Below are 14,324 nucleotides of genomic sequence, written 5' to 3'. Positions count from 1 at the left end.
ACCAGAATGCTTCGGTCGCGCCCGTGTGGCGGTTCGACCCCGGTAACAGGTGCGCGGCCTTGGTCCCGACGCTTCGGTCGCGCCCGTGTGGCGGTTCGATCAGTCGCAGTCGGTGGGGTCGACCGGGCCGCCGTGCCCGCCCTGCTCGCCGTGCCCGGCGGACAGGGCGAGTTCGAAGCAGGCGAGCGGGACGACGCCGTGATCGTCGCGGTACGGCGGGATGTCCCGGTAGCCCAGGGCTCGATACAGGCCGATCGCGCCGGTGCGCTGCGGCAGGCAGTCCAGCACGACGCGGCGCGCGCCCACCGTCCGGGCGTGCGCGTGCAGGCGGGCCATCAGGGCCTGGGCGACGCCGTGTCCGCGGGCGTGCGGGAGCACGTACAGCCGTTTGACCTCGGCGGTGTCGGCGTCGAGGAGATGCACGCCGACGCCGCCGGCGGGCCGACCGGCCAGGAGGGCGGTGAAGTAGGCGCCGGGATGGGCGTAGTAGTCGGCCGGGTCGTCGTGGTCCACGCGGAAGTAGGGCGGTAGTTGATCGGGGCTTTCCCAGCCCGGATAGCCGGTCTCGTCGGCGGTCGCGTTGTAGTACGAGAAGAGCAGGTCGCGGGCGTGGGCGAGGTCCGTGGTGATGGTCGGACCGGAGGCGATCGTCATGGCACGGGACCTTAGAGGCGACCACCGGGATGCCACCCTGCGGGTGGCCGAGGCGGCCGAGCGAGGCAGGGCACGGCGAGGCGGGAGAGGAGAGCAGGACCGGGCGAGGCGCGGGAGGCCGAGATCCCCCGCGAACACTCGCCGGCGCTCGCCCGAGCAGCGCCGACGCCCGCCCACGGCAGCCGAACAGTGGAACCTGATCGTGTCGCGGAGCCGAGCCGGCCGATGTCCCGGTTGGTGACCTTACGGTCGGATGCATGCGTATTGTCATTGCGGGTGGACACGGAAAGATCGCACTTCGGCTGGAGCGGTTGCTCGCCGAGCGCGGACACACGGTGGTCGGGCTCATTCGCAACCCCGACCATGCGAACGACCTGGTGGCGGCCGGCGCCGAGCCGGTCGTGTGCGACCTGGAGCGGGCGCCGGTCGAGGAGGTCGTCGAGCACCTGGTCGGCGCGGACGCGGTGGTGTTCGCGGCGGGTGCGGGGCCGGACGGTACCCGCGAGCGGACCATGACGGTCGACTACGGCGGCGCGGTACTGCTCGCCGACGCGGCCGAGGACGCGGGTGTGCGGCGCTACGTGATCGTGTCCTCGATGGGCGCCTCGACCCGGCCGCCCGCCGACACCGACCCGGACTTCGCGCTCTACCTCAAGGCCAAGGGCGAGGCCGACGAGGACCTGAGTTCGCGCGGCGCGCTCGACCTGACCATCCTGCGCCCGGGCCGACTCACCGACGATCCCGGCACCGGGCTGATCGCACTGTCCGAGCGGGAAGGCCGCGGCGCGATCCGCCGGGACGACGTGGCGGCGATCCTGGCCGAGCTGGTCACCCGGCCCGGCACGATCGGCAGGACCCTGGAGGCCGTCGGCGGCGACGTGCCGGTCGCCGAGGCGGTCAAGTACGCGGCGGAGAAGCCTCGCTCGTGAGATCCAGCGCCATCAGTACGTCGTCCACATAGCGTCCGCCGAGCAGGAACTCGCCCTCCAGGACGCCCTCGATCCGGTAGCCGGCGGCCAGGTACAGGGCCCGGGCGGCGGTGTTGCCGCCGAGTACCCGCAGGGTGATCCGACGGGCCCCACGCCTGCGCGCCTCGGCCTCGGCCGCCGCGAGCAGCGCCCGGCCGACCCGGCGGCCCTGGTGGTCGGGGTGCACCGCGAGCCCGTTGACGATCTGCACGTGCCCGGTGGCCGGGCACAGCGTCGAGCGCTCCAGCAGCACGTAGCCCAGCACGAGGTCGCCCTCGTGGGCGACGAGCGTGTCGCGCACGTGCTCGGCACCGCGGAAGAAGGCCTTGTCCGCGGCCCAGCGCGGGACCGGGGTGACGTCGGGGGACCACGTGAGGTGGTCGATCTCGGCAAGACTCGTACCGTCGGCCTCGGTCGCGGGGCGGACCTGGACGCGGGTTTCCTCCGATGTGCGCGACATCCGATCATCGTCCCACCCCGGGCGGTACGCCGGGCAGGTCGGGTCGGGGACGATCTTGGCGACCGCTTCGTGTGCGCCGCATCCGCGCCGCGCGTGCGCTCTAGACTCGCGCGCATGACTTCGCCCGAGTTGCCCGCGGACCTCGACCGGCTCGCGGCCGGCAAGTACGTGCTGTTGACCACGTTCCGGCGGGACGGCCGTGCGGTGGGCACCCCGGTGTGGGTGTTCCGTGACGGTGACGCGCTCGGGGTGTGGACCGCGCGGGACTCCGGCAAGGTCAAGCGGATCCGCAACGGCGGGAAGGTCACGGTCACCGCGTGCGATGCGCGCGGGAGGACGCACGGAGCGGCGGTGCCCGGCCACGCGTCGTTGCTGGACGCCGCCGGTACGGAGCGCTACCGGGACCTGATCCGGCGCAAGTTCGGACTCGTCGGGCGGATGACCCTGTTCGGCAGCCGGTTGCGGCGCGGGACGGCGGGCACGGTCGGCGTGCGGGTCGAGCTGGGCGAGCGACCGTAGGCCCGGGTGACCCCCACGGGTCCGGCCGGCCGTCGGGTTCGCGAGCCGACCGGGGCGTCGTGGCGGGTCGTGCGTCCGGGTCGGGTGGCTCAGAGGGTGAGTTTGAAGCCCACATGGGAGTCGGTGAAGCCGAGGTTGCGGTAGAAACGGTGGGCGTTCTCGCGGGTGCTGTTGGAGGTGAGCTGAACCAGACTCGCCCCGCGTTCGCGAGCCCGTTCGATGGTCCAGTGCATCAGCATCGTGCCCAGACCGTCGCCGCGCCGGGTGCTGTCGATGCGAACCGCCTCCACCAGGGCACGGGTGGTACCGCGCTGGGACAGGCCCGGAATGATGGTCAGCTGGAGGGTGCCGATCACCTTGCGGCCGCCGGTCGCCGCATCGGACCCGGTCATCACGATCAGTTCCTGGTTCGGATCGGCGGCCAGGCGCTCGAAGGCGGCCAGGTACGGGGTCAGGTCCTCCTGCGAGTCCCGTCCCGACCCGAGCACGTCGTCCACCAGAAGCCCTACGATCGCGGCGATGTCGTCCCGGACCGCCGGCCGGATTTCGATGTCGTTCATGGCGCCCAACGTAGAGGGCGCCCGTTGGAAGCCATCCTTCCGGTCCCGAACCCGGGCGCGCGGACGGCCGGGGACGGATGACGGGGATCACCTTTGTACGGCCAGGGGAGTAGGCGGGAATTCGGCCGCGCGCAGGATCCGTTGACACGATTGAGGGCGGATGCTTGTCAAGCCACATGGCAAGCGGCCTAACGGGGAGGTTCCACGTGGATGCCGTGCACGAGTGGGTGGAGCGGCTGGGAGATCTACCACCGCTGTACGCCTATATCGTGATCGCTCTGGTCGCCGTCATCGAGACCGGGCTGCTCCTGGGCGTGTTCGCGCCCGCCGAACCGGTGCTCCTGCTGGGCGGCCTGCTCACCTCCACCGGTCACCTGGCACTGATTCCGGTGTTGATCATCGCCACCACCGCCGCGGTGGTCGGGGACACCCTGGGCTACCTCGCGGGCAGACATCGCAGTGAACGGATAAGGACCGGCCGCCTGGGGCGCCGGGTGGGCGAGCATCGCTGGGAACGGGCCGAGGAGATGTTCACCCGCGGCCGCGGCGCGGGCGGCGTGACCGTGATGCTGGGTCGTTGGGTCGCCTTCGCCCGGACCCTGCTGCCCCGGCTCGCCGGTGCCGCGGGCATGCCCTATCGGCGTTTCGCACCGTGGAACGCGGTCGGCATCCTGGTCTGGGTGCCGGGCTCGATCATGCTGGGCCGACTCGCGGGCAGCGCGTACCCGTCGGCGGCGAGCGTCCCCGGTTGGATAGGGGCCGCAATCGTCGCGATCGGTATCGTCGCCGGCATCGTCACCTACGTGCGGCGGCGTCGGCGCCGCAAGGCCGAGGAGAACCGTTCCTCGGCGTTCGGGGACCCCGCGGCGGCCGCGGCCGCGGGTTCTCGGCAAGACTTCGCGGGCGCGACGGTGGCGGTCCGGGAGGACAGCGCCGCCTGATTGATCGCCGGCCGTCGCCCGACTGCCGCCGATCGATCCTTGCGCGTGGCCCCGGGCCGGCCGGGTGGGACGGGGCGTACTGCGCAGGGCGTACGACACGTGTCGCACGAGACGCGACGGGGCGAGGCGGGTGGGACCCGGCCTCCTCGTGCCGGGCGCCGTGAGGTCGGTCGCCGACCGTCGGTTCAGCCGCGCAGACCCGTGTCGCCGTGTTTGGCCACGTGCTCGTCCAGCGCGGCCAGCGCCCGGGTGACCTCCTCGTGCGAGCCCCCGCTGCGCTGCTCCCTCCAGTAGGCGGTGCCCAGTTGCTTGAGCAACGTGCCCGCCTCGCGGGTCACCTGGACCTCCTCGACCTTGTGCTTGCCGGTGTTCACGGTGTCTTCGGCCATCTTCTTGGCCTTGTCGAGGAAGCCGCTCATCGCGCCGTTCTCCGTTCCCATTTCGGACGGACATCGCTGCCGTACCGAGATCCACTGCCGTATCGAGACTTCGGCCGTCGAGGTTCCTGCCGACATCCCACGATGTTCGATCAACGAATGGCACGGAAGCGAAGATCCCGAACGGAAGTGCACCGGTTCGGCCACGCATTTCACCCGTTCGGCGCCGCCAGCGCCCGTTCGACCGCCGCCATCACGCCCTGCCAGTGGGTCCGCTGCCGGGCCCGCTCCCCGGGGTCGGCCAGCCACTCCTGGTGGAACCGCAGCACCGTTCGTCCCGGCCCGCTCGCGCCCGTCGTGACCTGCACGGTCGTGTCGTGATCCCAGCCCGGCAACCGGCTCGTCACCCGAACCCGGTCCAACTCGCGCCACCCGCGCACCTCGCCGGTGCCGCCGTCCGCGGTGGTGTACGGCGCACCCCGGGTCGGCGTCAGGTCCACGTCCTCGCCCAGCCACAGGGCCAGGCCGGCGGCGGAGGTGATCAACTCCCACACCTGCTCGACGGGATACGGGAGCGTCTTGGAGACGCCGATCTGATAACCCGCGTCCTGCGTCCGGCCGGTGGTCTCGCTCATGGTCCTGCCCTCCTGGTGCGGTGCGGTGTCCAGTCTCGTTCGAGTACCTGTCAATACCCGTCAGGTATGCGCGACACTGGCGATCATGCGCGCGAGCCGACTGCTGACCATCCTGATGACGCTGCAAACCCGGGGTCTGGTCACCGCGACCGAACTGGCCGAGCAGCTGGAGGTGTCGGTCCGCACCGTCTACCGCGACGTCGAGGCGCTCGGCGCGGCGGGTGTGCCGGTGTACGCCGAGCGCGGGCCGGCCGGTGGATATCGGCTGCTGGAAGGCTTTCGCACGCGGATCAACGGGCTCACCCACGACGAGGCGGACGCGCTGTTCCTGGCCGGGTTGCCGGGGCCCGCGGCCGAACTGGGACTGGGCGCGGTGGTCGCGTCCGCGCAGCTCAAGGTGCAGGCGGGGCTGCCCGCCGAGCTGCGCGAGCGGGTGGGCCGTGCGCAGCTGCGCTTCCATCTGGACGCGCCGGGGTGGCATCGCGAGGCGGACCATTCGCCGGAACTCGCCCGGATCGCCGCCGCCGTGTGGACCGACCGGCGGATCCGGGTGCACTACCGGCGCTGGACGGGCGAGGTCACCCGGGACCTGGAGCCGTACGGCCTCGTGCTCAAGGCCGGGGCGTGGTACCTGGTGGCCCGTACGGTGCAGGCGAGCGAGCATCGCGACCGTACGTATCGGGTGGTGCGGATCGAGGAGCTGGACGTGCTCGACGAGGTGTTCGAGCGTGATCCGACCTTCGACCTGGCGGCCTACTGGCAGGCTTGGTCCCGGGACTTCGTCGAACAGCTGCGCCCGATCCGCAGCGAGGTGCTGCTGAGCGAGGACGCCCGCCGGGTGGTCCGACAACTGTTCGGGGCGTACGTGGCGGACACCGTCGAGGCGAGCGCGGGAGAGCCGCTGCCGGACGGTCGGGTCCGGGCCGATTTCCCGATCGAGTCGATCGAGACGGCCGTGTCGGAACTGCTGCGGCTCGGCCCGGAGGTCGAGGTCCTGGGCCCACCCGAGCTGCGCGCGGAACTGGCCGCCGCCGCGCGGGCGACGGCGGCGCGGTACGCGTAGCGCCCGCGCCGCCGTGGCGGTGGACCGACGTGCCCGGACGGGACCTATGCGCCGGCCCGGCGGAACACGCGGACGCCCAACAGCACCGACACCGCGACCAATGCGAGCGAGGTCAGCACGCCGATGCCGACCGGGCCGCCGTAGTCGCCGACGAACGCGGACCGCACCGCCTGCACCTGGTAGCGCAGCGGGTTGCCCCGGGAGATGCCATCCAGCCAGCCCGGGGCCAGCGACATCGGCAGCAGGATGCCGGACAGCAGCATCACCGGCAGGTTCACCGAGTTCACCACCGGGGCGAACTCCTGCGGGCTGTCCACCCGCATCGCCAGGGCGTAGGACAGGGACGCGAGCGAGGCGGTCATCAGCGCGACGAAGCCGAATCCGATCAGCACGCCGAGCAGCGGCGCGCGCAGCCCGAACGCCACGCCGACCACGACGAGCACCACGGACTGCACGAGCATCTGCACGATGTCCTTGAGCACGCGCCCGAGCAGGAGCGCGAGTCGGCTCACCGGAGTCACCCGCATGCGCTCCACCACGCCGTGCTGCTTCTCGATCAGGATTCCGAAGCCCGCGAACGCGGCGCTGAAGAGCCCGAGTTGGACCAGCAGGCCGGGAACCAGGGTCTGCCAGGAGTCGCCGTCGCCGCCGAGCGGGACGTCGCGCAGGAGCGGGCCGAACAGGATCAGGAACAGCAGCGGCTGGATGATGCCGAAGATCAGGCCGATCTTGGCGGACACGGTCTGGCGCAGGTAGCGGCCGAAGATCAGGAGGGTGTCGGACACGAGGGCGGAGGATGCGGACGGAACCGGTCGTGCGGGCGGCGCGACTCGGGTGGTTCGCACGGCGGGTGTCGACGGTGTGGATGACGTGGACATGGCTACCTCTGCCGGGTCAGACGGCGATCGGGGTCTCGTTCGGCGCGGGGGTGCGCCGACCGGTGATGGCGATGAACGCGTCCTGGAGCGAGGCGTTCGGGGAGCCGGCGTACTCGGTCTTGAGCGCGTGCGCGGTGCCCTGGGCCACGACGCGGCCGTGGTCGACCACCACGAGCCGGTCCGCGAGCGCGTCGGCCTCGTCCAGGTAGTGCGTGGTGAGGAAAACGGTGGTGCCCCACTCGTCGCGGATCCGCCGGATCAGGTCCCACAGGTCCACGCGACTGCCCGGATCCAGGCCGGTGGTGGGCTCGTCCAGGAAGAGCACGTCGGGGTGGTGGACCAGGCCCATCGCGATGTCGAGCCGGCGTCGTTGACCGCCGGACAGGGCCGCGCACGGGCGGTCCAGCAGGTCCGGCAGGTCCAGGTCGGCGGCCAACTCGGCGGTTCGGGCCCGGGCGTCCGCCTTGTCCAGGCGGTACAGCCGGGCCTGGGTGGTCAGTTCCTCGCGCACCGACACGGCGGGGTCGACGCCGCCGGACTGGGCGACGTAGCCGATGCGCCTGCGCACGCCCGCCGGGTCGCGCACGAGGTCGTGGCCGGCCACGGTGGCGCTGCCGCCGGTGGGGGCGAGCAGCGTGGTGAGCATGCGCAGGGTGGTGGTCTTGCCGGCGCCGTTGGGACCCAGGAAGCCCAGGATCTCGCCCGCCGGGACGGTCAGGTCGATGCCGCGGACGGCCTCGACGGTGCCGCGCTTGGTCGTGAAGGTCCGGGCGAGCCCGGAGGTGTGGATGACCGGTGTCATGTGACTACCGAAACATAGTGATTAAAATTTTGCAACGACCCCAAAATTAAAATGACCCCATGAAGGCTAGGATGAGGTCATGACGGAGTCGGAACCCGCCGAAGGGCTGCGCGAGCGCAAGAAGCGCCGCACCCGGACGCACATCTCGGACATCGCGACCGGCCTTTTCCTGGACCGCGGGTTCGACGCGGTGACCATCGCGCAGATCGCCGATGCGGCCGAGGTGTCCGTGAACACCGTCTACAACTACTTCCCGACCAAGGAGGACCTGTTCTTCGACCGCGAGGCCGAGGTGGTCGATCGGCCGAGCCGGATCGTGCGCGAGCGCGCGGTGGGTCAATCCGCGGCGCGCGCGGTGCTGGACGCGCTGCGCCGGGACGTCGAGGTGCGGTCGCCGTACGTGGGCCTGGTCGAGGGCTACGAGCGTTTCATGAACGTCATGCACGGGTCGCCGGCGCTGATGGCTCGTCTGTGGCGGATGCAGCAACTGGGCGCGGACGCGCTCGGCGCAACCCTGGCCGAGGAGGCGGGCGCGGCCCCGGACGACCCGGTGCCGGCGCTGATCGCCGGGCAACTCGCCGGGATCCAACAGGCCGTCTTCCGGGGCATCGGCCGACGGATCGCGGCCGGCAGCGGGGTGGACGCGGCGGTCGCCTACGCGTTGGCGCAACTGGACGCGGTCGAATCGCTGTTGAGCGCCGAGGTGTTGGGCTACGCGGTTCGCGTGCGGCCGTGACCCGGCTCGGCCGGCTGGTGTGCCGGCGGCCGGGTCGGGGAGGAGCATGACATCGGCGGCGAAGGGGCGATCGATCCGCGATGATCTGCGTGGTCGGCGCCGTCGGCTCGACCGATGGATGCTCGGCCGATGGATCATGAGTCGATCGACGGTCGTCCGCCACAGGCCAGACAACAGGAGAACCGTGTGACCTCACCAAATGCTTCCGACCGACGCGGACCGCTCGTGTACGTGGGTGCGTACACCCCCGACATGGAGGGTCACGGCAGCGGCATCACGGTGTGCCGGCAGGACCCGCAGACCGGGCTGCTCGGCACGCCGTCCGCGGTGATTCCGGCGATCTCGCCCTCGTACGTGGCCCGGCACCCCTCGGGTCGTTTCCTCTACGCGGTGAGCGAGCGCGGCGGCGAGGGCGCGGTCGGCGCGTACTCGGTGCAGGACGAACGGCTGGTGCCGCTGGGCGAGGTGTCCACGCTCGGGGCGGGGCCGTGCCACCTCGCGGCCGATCCCACCGGGCGGTTCGTGGTGGTTGCCAACTACGGCGGCGGCAGCGTCACCGTGCACCCGATCGCCGACGACGGGACGCTCGGCGAGGCGGCCACGCACGTGCGGCTGACCGGGTCCGGGCCGGTGAAGGACCGACAGGCGTCCTCGCACGCCCACCAGGTGACGTTCGCGGCCGGCGGCGAGTGGCTCGTGGTGTGCGACCTGGGCTCGGACACCGTGTACCACCTGAGCTTCGACGCCGAGGCGGGCACGATCGCGGAGGGGCCGAAGGTGACCCTCCCGCCGGGCACCGGGCCCCGGCACATCGCCTACGGGCCGAACGATCTCGCATGGCTCGCGGGGGAGTTGAACACGACGGTGACGCCGCTGCGCAGCGACCCGCGCACGGGGGCGCTCACGGTGGCGGGCAAGCCGTTCGTGCTCTCCGGCGGCGAGGGTGCGCCGTCGGGGATCGTCGCGGCGGCGGACGGGCGCTTCGTCTACGTGGCGAACCGGGGTCCGGACACCGTCTCGGTGCTCGCGGTGGACGGCGCGGAACTGGCTCTCGTCGAGGAGGTGCCGGTGGGCGGGGCCTGGCCGCGGGATCTGGCGCTGGTGGGGGACCTGCTGTACGTGGCGAACCAGCGTGGGGACACGGTCACCGGCTTCCGATGTGATCCGGCGTCGGGGCGACTGACGGCGCTGGGAGTCGTGCTTTCGACGGGGAGCCCGACGAGCATTCTGGTGTAGAGGACGGCGGTCCTCGGGCGCCGGACGGGCCGAACGGGCTCGTCCGGCGTTCGCCGATGCGATCGGCTACAGGCCCAGGGACTTGACCGCCTCGACCAGGGGGGCGAGGTCGGGGCGCTGTTCGGCGTCCGCGAGGGATTCGCGCAGGGCCTTGTCGTGGGTGGGGCGGGCGACGGCGAGGAGGTTGCAGCCGGTCGTGGTGACCTCCGTGTAGATGCCCCGGCGGTCGGTGTCGCACAGGTAGCGCGAGAGCAGGCCGCGCTCCTCCAGGCGGGTGACCAGGCGCGTGGTGGCGCTCTGGCTCAGCACGACCGCGTCGGAGAGTTCGTTCATCCGCAGGTGGTAGCCGTCCTGCCGGTTCAGCACGTCCAGGACCGAGAACTCGCGCACGCTCAGGTCGTGTTCGCTCTGGAGCGCGCGTTCGATGTGCGCCTCGATGCGATTGTGCAGCGCCGCGAGCGCGCACCAGCCCTGCGCGAGCGGCGGTTCGATGGCCTGCCTCTGTTGTCCCATGCGCTCAGGATACCTCCGAAGCGAAATAGCCCGCGTTTGCATTGATCGGCGTCTGCAAATATTGTCGACGCCTGTAAGCGGTGTGTGCATGCCATGCCCGGGCGCGTGTCGAGCACCCTCTCCACCACTCCTCGAAAGGGGTACTCCGTGCCTCTCGCACTGTTGGCCCTCGCCATCGGGGCCTTCGGCATCGGGACCACCGAGTTCGTCATCCTCGGCCTGCTGCCCGAGGTCGCGGGCACCTTCGACGTCTCGATCACCACCGCCGGGCTCCTGGTCAGCGGCTACGCGGTCGGCGTGCTGCTGGGTGCCCCGCTGATGACCGTCCTGGGCACCCGCGTCTCGCGCAAGCGCATGCTGATCCTGCTGATGGGACTGTTCGTGCTGGGCAACGCGCTGACCGCGCTGGCCCCGGCGTTCGGCGTGATCCTGCTCGGGCGCGTGGTCGCCTCCTTCACCCACGGCGCCTTCTTCGGGATCGGCTCGGTGGTGGCCGCCGACCTGGTCGCGCCGGAGAAGAAGGCCGCGGCGATCTCCACGATGTTCGCCGGCCTGACCCTGGCCAACGTGCTCGGCGTGCCGCTGGGCACGCTGATCGGCCAGTCGGTGAGCTGGCGGCTGACCTTCCTGCTCGTCGCGGCCCTCGGCGTGCTCGGCGCGGTGGGCATCGCCAGGCTCGTGCCCGAACAGCCCAAGCCCGAGGGTGTGCGTCTGCGCCACGAACTCGCGGTGTTCCGCAACGTCCAGGTCCTGCTCGCGATGGGCATGACGGTGCTCGGCTTCGGCGGCGTGTTCGCCGCACTCACCTACGTCAAGCCGATGATGACCGACGTCGCCGGCTTCTCCGAGGGCGCGGTCACCTGGCTGCTCGCCGTGGTCGGCCTGGGCATGCTGGTGGGCAACGCGGTCGGCGGCAGGCTGGCCGACCGGCACCTGATGCCGCTGCTGTACGGCTCGCTGCTCGCGCTCGCGGGGGTGTTGGCGCTGTTCACCGTGACCGCGCACGACAAGACCGCGTCGGTGATCACGCTGTTCCTGATCGGTGCCCTCGGCTTCGCCACCGTGCCGCCGTTGCAGAAGCGGGTGATGGACAACGCCGCGGGCGCGCCGACGCTGGCCGCCGCGGTCAACATCGGCGCGTTCAACCTGGGCAACGCGATCGCCGCGTGGTTGGGCGGCCTGGTGATCGACGCCGGACACGGCTACGAGTCGGCCAACTGGGTCGGCGCGGCCCTGGCGCTGAGCGCGCTGGTGCTCGCGGTGCTCGCCCACGGCCTGGAACGACGCGCGCTGAACCGCTCGCGCGTCGTGGCGGCGCACACCCCCGGTGTGCGGACCGTGCTCAGCGGGCAGAGCGGGCAGGGCGACTCCGGCGCGCCGGAGTCGGCCGAGCGGCCCGCTCGGCTCCTCGGCTGACGCCGGCCCGCACCATCCGACCCCCACGACGAAGGACGATCCCGACCATGAGCTCCACCCCCGTACCCGACATCACCCTCAACAACGGCGTCACCATCCCGCAGCTGGGCTTCGGGGTCTTCCAGGTCGAGAACGACGAGGCGACCACCGCCGTGGCGACCGCGCTGGAGGTCGGCTACCGCAGCATCGACACCGCCGCCGTCTACGGCAACGAGGCGGGCGTCGGTCGGGCGCTGGCCGCTTCCTCGGTGCCGCGGGAGGAACTGTTCGTGACGACCAAGCTGTGGAACACCGCCCAGGGCTACGACTCGACGCTGATCGCGTTCGACGAGAGCGTGGACCGGCTCGGCCTGGACTACGTGGACATGTACCTGATCCACTGGCCGACCCCGAACCGGGACCGCTACCTGGACACCTGGCGGGCGTTCGAGAAGCTGCTCACGGACGGCCGGGTGCGCACGATCGGCGTGTCCAACTTCCAGCCCGACCACCTGACCCGGCTGCTCGAACACACCGCCGTGGTGCCCTCGGTCAACCAGGTCGAGCTGCACCCCTACCTCCAGCAGGGCAAGGTGCGCGGGTACGACCGCGCGCACTCGATCGCGACCGAGGCGTGGAGCCCGCTGGGCCAGGGCGGCGAACTGCTGGCGGACCCGGTGATCGCCGAGGCGGCCCGCGCACACGGCCGGACGGCCGCCCAGGTGGTGCTGCGCTGGCACCTTCAGCTGGGCAACATCGTGATCCCCAAGTCGGTGACCCCGTCCCGGATCCGGGAGAACTTCGAGGTGTTCGACTTCGAACTGACCGCACAGGAGCTGGACGCGATCAACGCCCTGGACCGCGGCGGACGGCTCGGCCCGGACCCGGACACCCTCAACTAGGTCGTGTCTGCCCGGTTCGGCGGATCCGGCGCGGCTTCAGGTTCGGCGGTGTTCCGGCTCGACCAGTGCCGGGTGCGCGGGGTGGTCGTAGCGCACCAGCAGATCGGCCTCGGTCGCCGGCCCGACCTCGTCCGCGTAGCGGGTCAGCGCCTCCAGCGTCCAGGCGTCCTCGGCCGGCGTACGTCTGCGCAGCGCGCCCGGGGACAACCACAGGTGCACGCTCAGCTCCAACGACAGCCCCTTGCCGAGCAGGAGCGGCCCGTCCAGGAGCAGGACCCCGCCCTCGGGCAGGGTGGTGTACGCGGCGCGGGTGGCCCGGTCCCGGGCGGTGTCCCACAGGCTGGGCAGCACCCGGCCGGTGCCGTCCGGGCCGAGCGGCTCCAGCACCTCCCGACGCAAACCGGCCTCGTCCAGCCAGCCCCACAGGTACGACTCCGCGTCGGTGTGCCCGTACTCCAGGCGCACCGACGCGGGACGCAGGAAATCGCGCGCCCGCACCCGCAACACCGGATGCCCCAGCAGCCGCAGCGGGGCCACCAGCGCGTCGGCGACGGCGCCGGGTTCGGCCGCGTCCGCGCCGTCCACGGCGACCCGGGTCCACCGGCGTCCATCCGCGCGGGCGGTGATCGCGGCGACGAGTTCGTCCACCAGGGCGGCCGGGGTGAGGGGGCGGGCGCTCACCATCGGTGCACCGGGCGGGGGCCGTCGGGTTCGATCATGGCTCCATTCTCGGCCGCCCCGGGCGCGTGCGTTCAGTCGCCCCGCGGTTCGCGCTCCAGGGTCGCGTCCACGGTGATCCAGTCCGGCGGCATGTACGGCGGCGTCTTCCAGAAGATGTCGAGTCGCACGATCAGGCCCTCGTCGTTCAGTTCGAGGTAGTTCGCGAACCGCATCACCAGGAGGTCGTCCGTCGGCGTCGGCCGGATCGACTCGACCGCCTCGTTGAACGCATACCGGCCGTCCTCGCTGAGGAAGGTGAAACGCGAGCGCAGTTCGTGCTGCGCCATCCGGCCGGTGACGGTGGAGACGAACCGCAGGTACGCCTCCTTGCCCTCGCACGTGTCCTCGGCGTTGTCCCGCATCCCGACGCGCACGAAGTCGTCGGCGAGCGTGGACGCCACCAGGTCCCAGTCGTGGGTGTCCACGCCCTGCCAGAAGTTCTCGACGGTGCGCCTGCGGCCTTCGAGGTCACGGGACACTGCGGTCCGGTGCTCCGATGTCTCGCTCGGGTCCTTCGATGTCTCGGTCATGGGCGGACGTTAGTGCGATGGGCGGCCGAGATCCAGAGATATCTGACGGTGCGTCAGTGAGAGCCGGCGGCCCGATCCGCGGATGCGGCCCGGTCACAGGTCGGGCAGCGGCGGCATCTGCGGTGCCTGCACGTGCGGCGGCGGGACCTCGACGAAGCCGCCGGAGATGCCCTGGTGGACGCCCACCACGGCGGGCCGCAGCTCCGCGAGCACGTCGTCCTCGTCGATCTGCCCGAACCGGCCGGTTTCGCTGGTCAGGGTGTCCGCGCGGCCGTCGGCGAGCGCGGGCGCGGCCGGGGCCAGGGCGAGCAGGGTGCCGGTGGCCGCGGCGGCGAGAAGTGCGGTGACGCGCATCGGATCTCCGTTCGTCGGTGCCCGTACGGGGTGTCCGTGCGGGTCGTCCTACGGCACCAGCGAACGGAATCCGATCCGCCG

The 14,324-nt window shown here is 71.6% G+C and carries 19 protein-coding genes; 8 read left to right on the top strand and 11 right to left on the bottom strand.

Annotated features, from left to right (window positions below; all coding sequences use genetic code 11):
* Positions 1 to 99: 99 nt before the first annotated feature.
* Complete coding sequence (locus ACIBM5_RS35360) at positions 100 to 654, bottom strand: GNAT family N-acetyltransferase (protein ID WP_396010790.1); 555 nt, start codon at positions 652 to 654, stop codon at positions 100 to 102.
* A 257-nt stretch (positions 655 to 911) separates the two neighbouring features.
* On the opposite strand from ACIBM5_RS35360, the gene ACIBM5_RS35355 reads away from it, so the two are divergent.
* Positions 912 to 1,583 (top strand): SDR family oxidoreductase, encoded by a 672-nt coding sequence (locus ACIBM5_RS35355; RefSeq protein WP_396010788.1) that lies wholly within the window; start codon positions 912 to 914, stop codon positions 1,581 to 1,583.
* On the opposite strand, the gene ACIBM5_RS35350 is transcribed toward ACIBM5_RS35355, so the two are convergent.
* Complete coding sequence (locus ACIBM5_RS35350) at positions 1,552 to 2,082, bottom strand: GNAT family N-acetyltransferase (protein ID WP_391586108.1); 531 nt, start codon at positions 2,080 to 2,082, stop codon at positions 1,552 to 1,554. The two genes, ACIBM5_RS35355 and ACIBM5_RS35350, sit on opposite strands and share 32 nt — an antisense overlap.
* Before the next feature lie 114 nt (positions 2,083 to 2,196).
* Here ACIBM5_RS35350 and ACIBM5_RS35345 point away from each other — a divergent pair, with 114 nt between their 5' ends.
* Positions 2,197 to 2,601, top strand: coding sequence for a PPOX class F420-dependent oxidoreductase (locus tag ACIBM5_RS35345; RefSeq protein ID WP_396010787.1), 405 nt, complete (start codon positions 2,197 to 2,199; stop codon positions 2,599 to 2,601).
* An 89-nt stretch (positions 2,602 to 2,690) separates the two neighbouring features.
* Here ACIBM5_RS35345 and ACIBM5_RS35340 read toward each other — a convergent pair whose 3' ends face one another.
* The gene (locus ACIBM5_RS35340; protein WP_396010786.1) at positions 2,691 to 3,161 is read right to left on the bottom strand and encodes a GNAT family N-acetyltransferase; all 471 of its coding nucleotides are present in this window, start codon (positions 3,159 to 3,161) and stop codon (positions 2,691 to 2,693) included.
* Positions 3,162 to 3,367: 206 nt separating this feature from the next.
* On the opposite strand from ACIBM5_RS35340, the gene ACIBM5_RS35335 reads away from it, so the two are divergent.
* Positions 3,368 to 4,102, top strand: coding sequence for a DedA family protein (locus ACIBM5_RS35335; protein WP_396010784.1), 735 nt, complete (start codon positions 3,368 to 3,370; stop codon positions 4,100 to 4,102).
* Between the two features lie 185 nt (positions 4,103 to 4,287).
* On the opposite strand, the gene ACIBM5_RS35330 is transcribed toward ACIBM5_RS35335, so the two are convergent.
* A complete protein-coding gene (locus tag ACIBM5_RS35330; protein WP_396010783.1) occupies positions 4,288 to 4,521 on the bottom strand; it encodes a hypothetical protein in 234 nt (77 codons plus the stop codon).
* 170 nt (positions 4,522 to 4,691) lie between these two features.
* A complete protein-coding gene (locus ACIBM5_RS35325) occupies positions 4,692 to 5,114 on the bottom strand; it encodes an SRPBCC domain-containing protein (protein WP_391586103.1) in 423 nt (140 codons plus the stop codon).
* An 85-nt stretch (positions 5,115 to 5,199) separates the two neighbouring features.
* Here ACIBM5_RS35325 and ACIBM5_RS35320 point away from each other — a divergent pair, with 85 nt between their 5' ends.
* Positions 5,200 to 6,177, top strand: a complete 978-nt coding sequence (locus ACIBM5_RS35320) for a helix-turn-helix transcriptional regulator (RefSeq protein WP_396010781.1) — start codon at positions 5,200 to 5,202, stop codon at positions 6,175 to 6,177.
* A gap of 44 nt (positions 6,178 to 6,221) precedes the next feature.
* Here ACIBM5_RS35320 and ACIBM5_RS35315 read toward each other — a convergent pair whose 3' ends face one another.
* Together ACIBM5_RS35315 and ACIBM5_RS35310 are read right to left on the bottom strand one after the other, a co-directional pair.
* Positions 6,222 to 6,962: an ABC transporter permease gene (locus ACIBM5_RS35315; protein WP_396010780.1), complete on the bottom strand. Its 741-nt coding sequence runs from the start codon at positions 6,960 to 6,962 to the stop codon at positions 6,222 to 6,224.
* Positions 6,963 to 7,071: 109 nt separating this feature from the next.
* Complete coding sequence (locus tag ACIBM5_RS35310; RefSeq protein ID WP_396010778.1) at positions 7,072 to 7,857, bottom strand: ABC transporter ATP-binding protein; 786 nt, start codon at positions 7,855 to 7,857, stop codon at positions 7,072 to 7,074.
* 79 nt (positions 7,858 to 7,936) lie between these two features.
* Between ACIBM5_RS35310 and ACIBM5_RS35305 the strand changes: the two genes are divergently transcribed.
* On the top strand, positions 7,937 to 8,593 hold the full coding sequence (locus ACIBM5_RS35305) for a TetR/AcrR family transcriptional regulator (RefSeq protein ID WP_396010777.1): 657 nt from the start codon (positions 7,937 to 7,939) through the stop codon (positions 8,591 to 8,593).
* 186 nt (positions 8,594 to 8,779) lie between these two features.
* Complete coding sequence (locus ACIBM5_RS35300; RefSeq protein WP_391586097.1) at positions 8,780 to 9,829, top strand: lactonase family protein; 1,050 nt, start codon at positions 8,780 to 8,782, stop codon at positions 9,827 to 9,829.
* 66 nt (positions 9,830 to 9,895) lie between these two features.
* On the opposite strand, the gene ACIBM5_RS35295 is transcribed toward ACIBM5_RS35300, so the two are convergent.
* The gene (locus tag ACIBM5_RS35295; RefSeq protein ID WP_396010775.1) at positions 9,896 to 10,342 is read right to left on the bottom strand and encodes a MarR family winged helix-turn-helix transcriptional regulator; all 447 of its coding nucleotides are present in this window, start codon (positions 10,340 to 10,342) and stop codon (positions 9,896 to 9,898) included.
* Between the two features lie 147 nt (positions 10,343 to 10,489).
* On the opposite strand from ACIBM5_RS35295, the gene ACIBM5_RS35290 reads away from it, so the two are divergent.
* Complete coding sequence (locus ACIBM5_RS35290) at positions 10,490 to 11,758, top strand: MFS transporter (protein WP_396010774.1); 1,269 nt, start codon at positions 10,490 to 10,492, stop codon at positions 11,756 to 11,758.
* Between the two features lie 47 nt (positions 11,759 to 11,805).
* The gene (locus ACIBM5_RS35285; protein WP_396010773.1) at positions 11,806 to 12,639 is read left to right on the top strand and encodes an aldo/keto reductase; all 834 of its coding nucleotides are present in this window, start codon (positions 11,806 to 11,808) and stop codon (positions 12,637 to 12,639) included.
* Positions 12,640 to 12,675: 36 nt separating this feature from the next.
* Here ACIBM5_RS35285 and ACIBM5_RS35280 read toward each other — a convergent pair whose 3' ends face one another.
* From ACIBM5_RS35280 to ACIBM5_RS35270, 3 genes are all read right to left on the bottom strand, one after another.
* Complete coding sequence (locus ACIBM5_RS35280) at positions 12,676 to 13,323, bottom strand: uridine kinase (protein ID WP_396010772.1); 648 nt, start codon at positions 13,321 to 13,323, stop codon at positions 12,676 to 12,678.
* Between the two features lie 68 nt (positions 13,324 to 13,391).
* Complete coding sequence (locus ACIBM5_RS35275; RefSeq protein ID WP_396010771.1) at positions 13,392 to 13,889, bottom strand: nuclear transport factor 2 family protein; 498 nt, start codon at positions 13,887 to 13,889, stop codon at positions 13,392 to 13,394.
* Positions 13,890 to 13,982: 93 nt separating this feature from the next.
* Complete coding sequence (locus tag ACIBM5_RS35270; RefSeq protein ID WP_396010770.1) at positions 13,983 to 14,243, bottom strand: hypothetical protein; 261 nt, start codon at positions 14,241 to 14,243, stop codon at positions 13,983 to 13,985.
* Positions 14,244 to 14,324: the final 81 nt, after the last annotated feature.

This window comes from Embleya sp. NPDC050493 (genome assembly GCF_044458105.1).
Classification (GTDB): domain Bacteria; phylum Actinomycetota; class Actinomycetes; order Streptomycetales; family Streptomycetaceae; genus Embleya.
Note: the sequence above shows the minus strand (reverse complement) of the source record. Positions and strands in the feature narration are given on the sequence as shown.

What these genes read in the sequence shown, in the direction of transcription:
- ACIBM5_RS35360 (WP_396010790.1), bottom strand. Translation starts at nt 654, where the DNA reads ATGACGATCGCCTCCGGTCCGACCATCACCACGGACCTCGCCCACGCC.
- ACIBM5_RS35355 (WP_396010788.1), top strand. Translation starts at nt 912, where the DNA reads ATGCGTATTGTCATTGCGGGTGGACACGGAAAGATCGCACTTCGGCTG.
- ACIBM5_RS35350 (WP_391586108.1), bottom strand. Translation starts at nt 2,082, where the DNA reads ATGTCGCGCACATCGGAGGAAACCCGCGTCCAGGTCCGCCCCGCGACC.
- ACIBM5_RS35345 (WP_396010787.1), top strand. Translation starts at nt 2,197, where the DNA reads ATGACTTCGCCCGAGTTGCCCGCGGACCTCGACCGGCTCGCGGCCGGC.
- ACIBM5_RS35340 (WP_396010786.1), bottom strand. Translation starts at nt 3,161, where the DNA reads ATGAACGACATCGAAATCCGGCCGGCGGTCCGGGACGACATCGCCGCG.
- ACIBM5_RS35330 (WP_396010783.1), bottom strand. Translation starts at nt 4,521, where the DNA reads ATGAGCGGCTTCCTCGACAAGGCCAAGAAGATGGCCGAAGACACCGTG.
- ACIBM5_RS35325 (WP_391586103.1), bottom strand. Translation starts at nt 5,114, where the DNA reads ATGAGCGAGACCACCGGCCGGACGCAGGACGCGGGTTATCAGATCGGC.
- ACIBM5_RS35320 (WP_396010781.1), top strand. Translation starts at nt 5,200, where the DNA reads ATGCGCGCGAGCCGACTGCTGACCATCCTGATGACGCTGCAAACCCGG.
- ACIBM5_RS35310 (WP_396010778.1), bottom strand. Translation starts at nt 7,857, where the DNA reads ATGACACCGGTCATCCACACCTCCGGGCTCGCCCGGACCTTCACGACC.
- ACIBM5_RS35305 (WP_396010777.1), top strand. Translation starts at nt 7,937, where the DNA reads ATGACGGAGTCGGAACCCGCCGAAGGGCTGCGCGAGCGCAAGAAGCGC.
- ACIBM5_RS35295 (WP_396010775.1), bottom strand. Translation starts at nt 10,342, where the DNA reads ATGGGACAACAGAGGCAGGCCATCGAACCGCCGCTCGCGCAGGGCTGG.
- ACIBM5_RS35285 (WP_396010773.1), top strand. Translation starts at nt 11,806, where the DNA reads ATGAGCTCCACCCCCGTACCCGACATCACCCTCAACAACGGCGTCACC.
- ACIBM5_RS35280 (WP_396010772.1), bottom strand. Translation starts at nt 13,323, where the DNA reads ATGGTGAGCGCCCGCCCCCTCACCCCGGCCGCCCTGGTGGACGAACTC.
- ACIBM5_RS35275 (WP_396010771.1), bottom strand. Translation starts at nt 13,889, where the DNA reads ATGACCGAGACATCGAAGGACCCGAGCGAGACATCGGAGCACCGGACC.
- ACIBM5_RS35270 (WP_396010770.1), bottom strand. Translation starts at nt 14,243, where the DNA reads ATGCGCGTCACCGCACTTCTCGCCGCCGCGGCCACCGGCACCCTGCTC.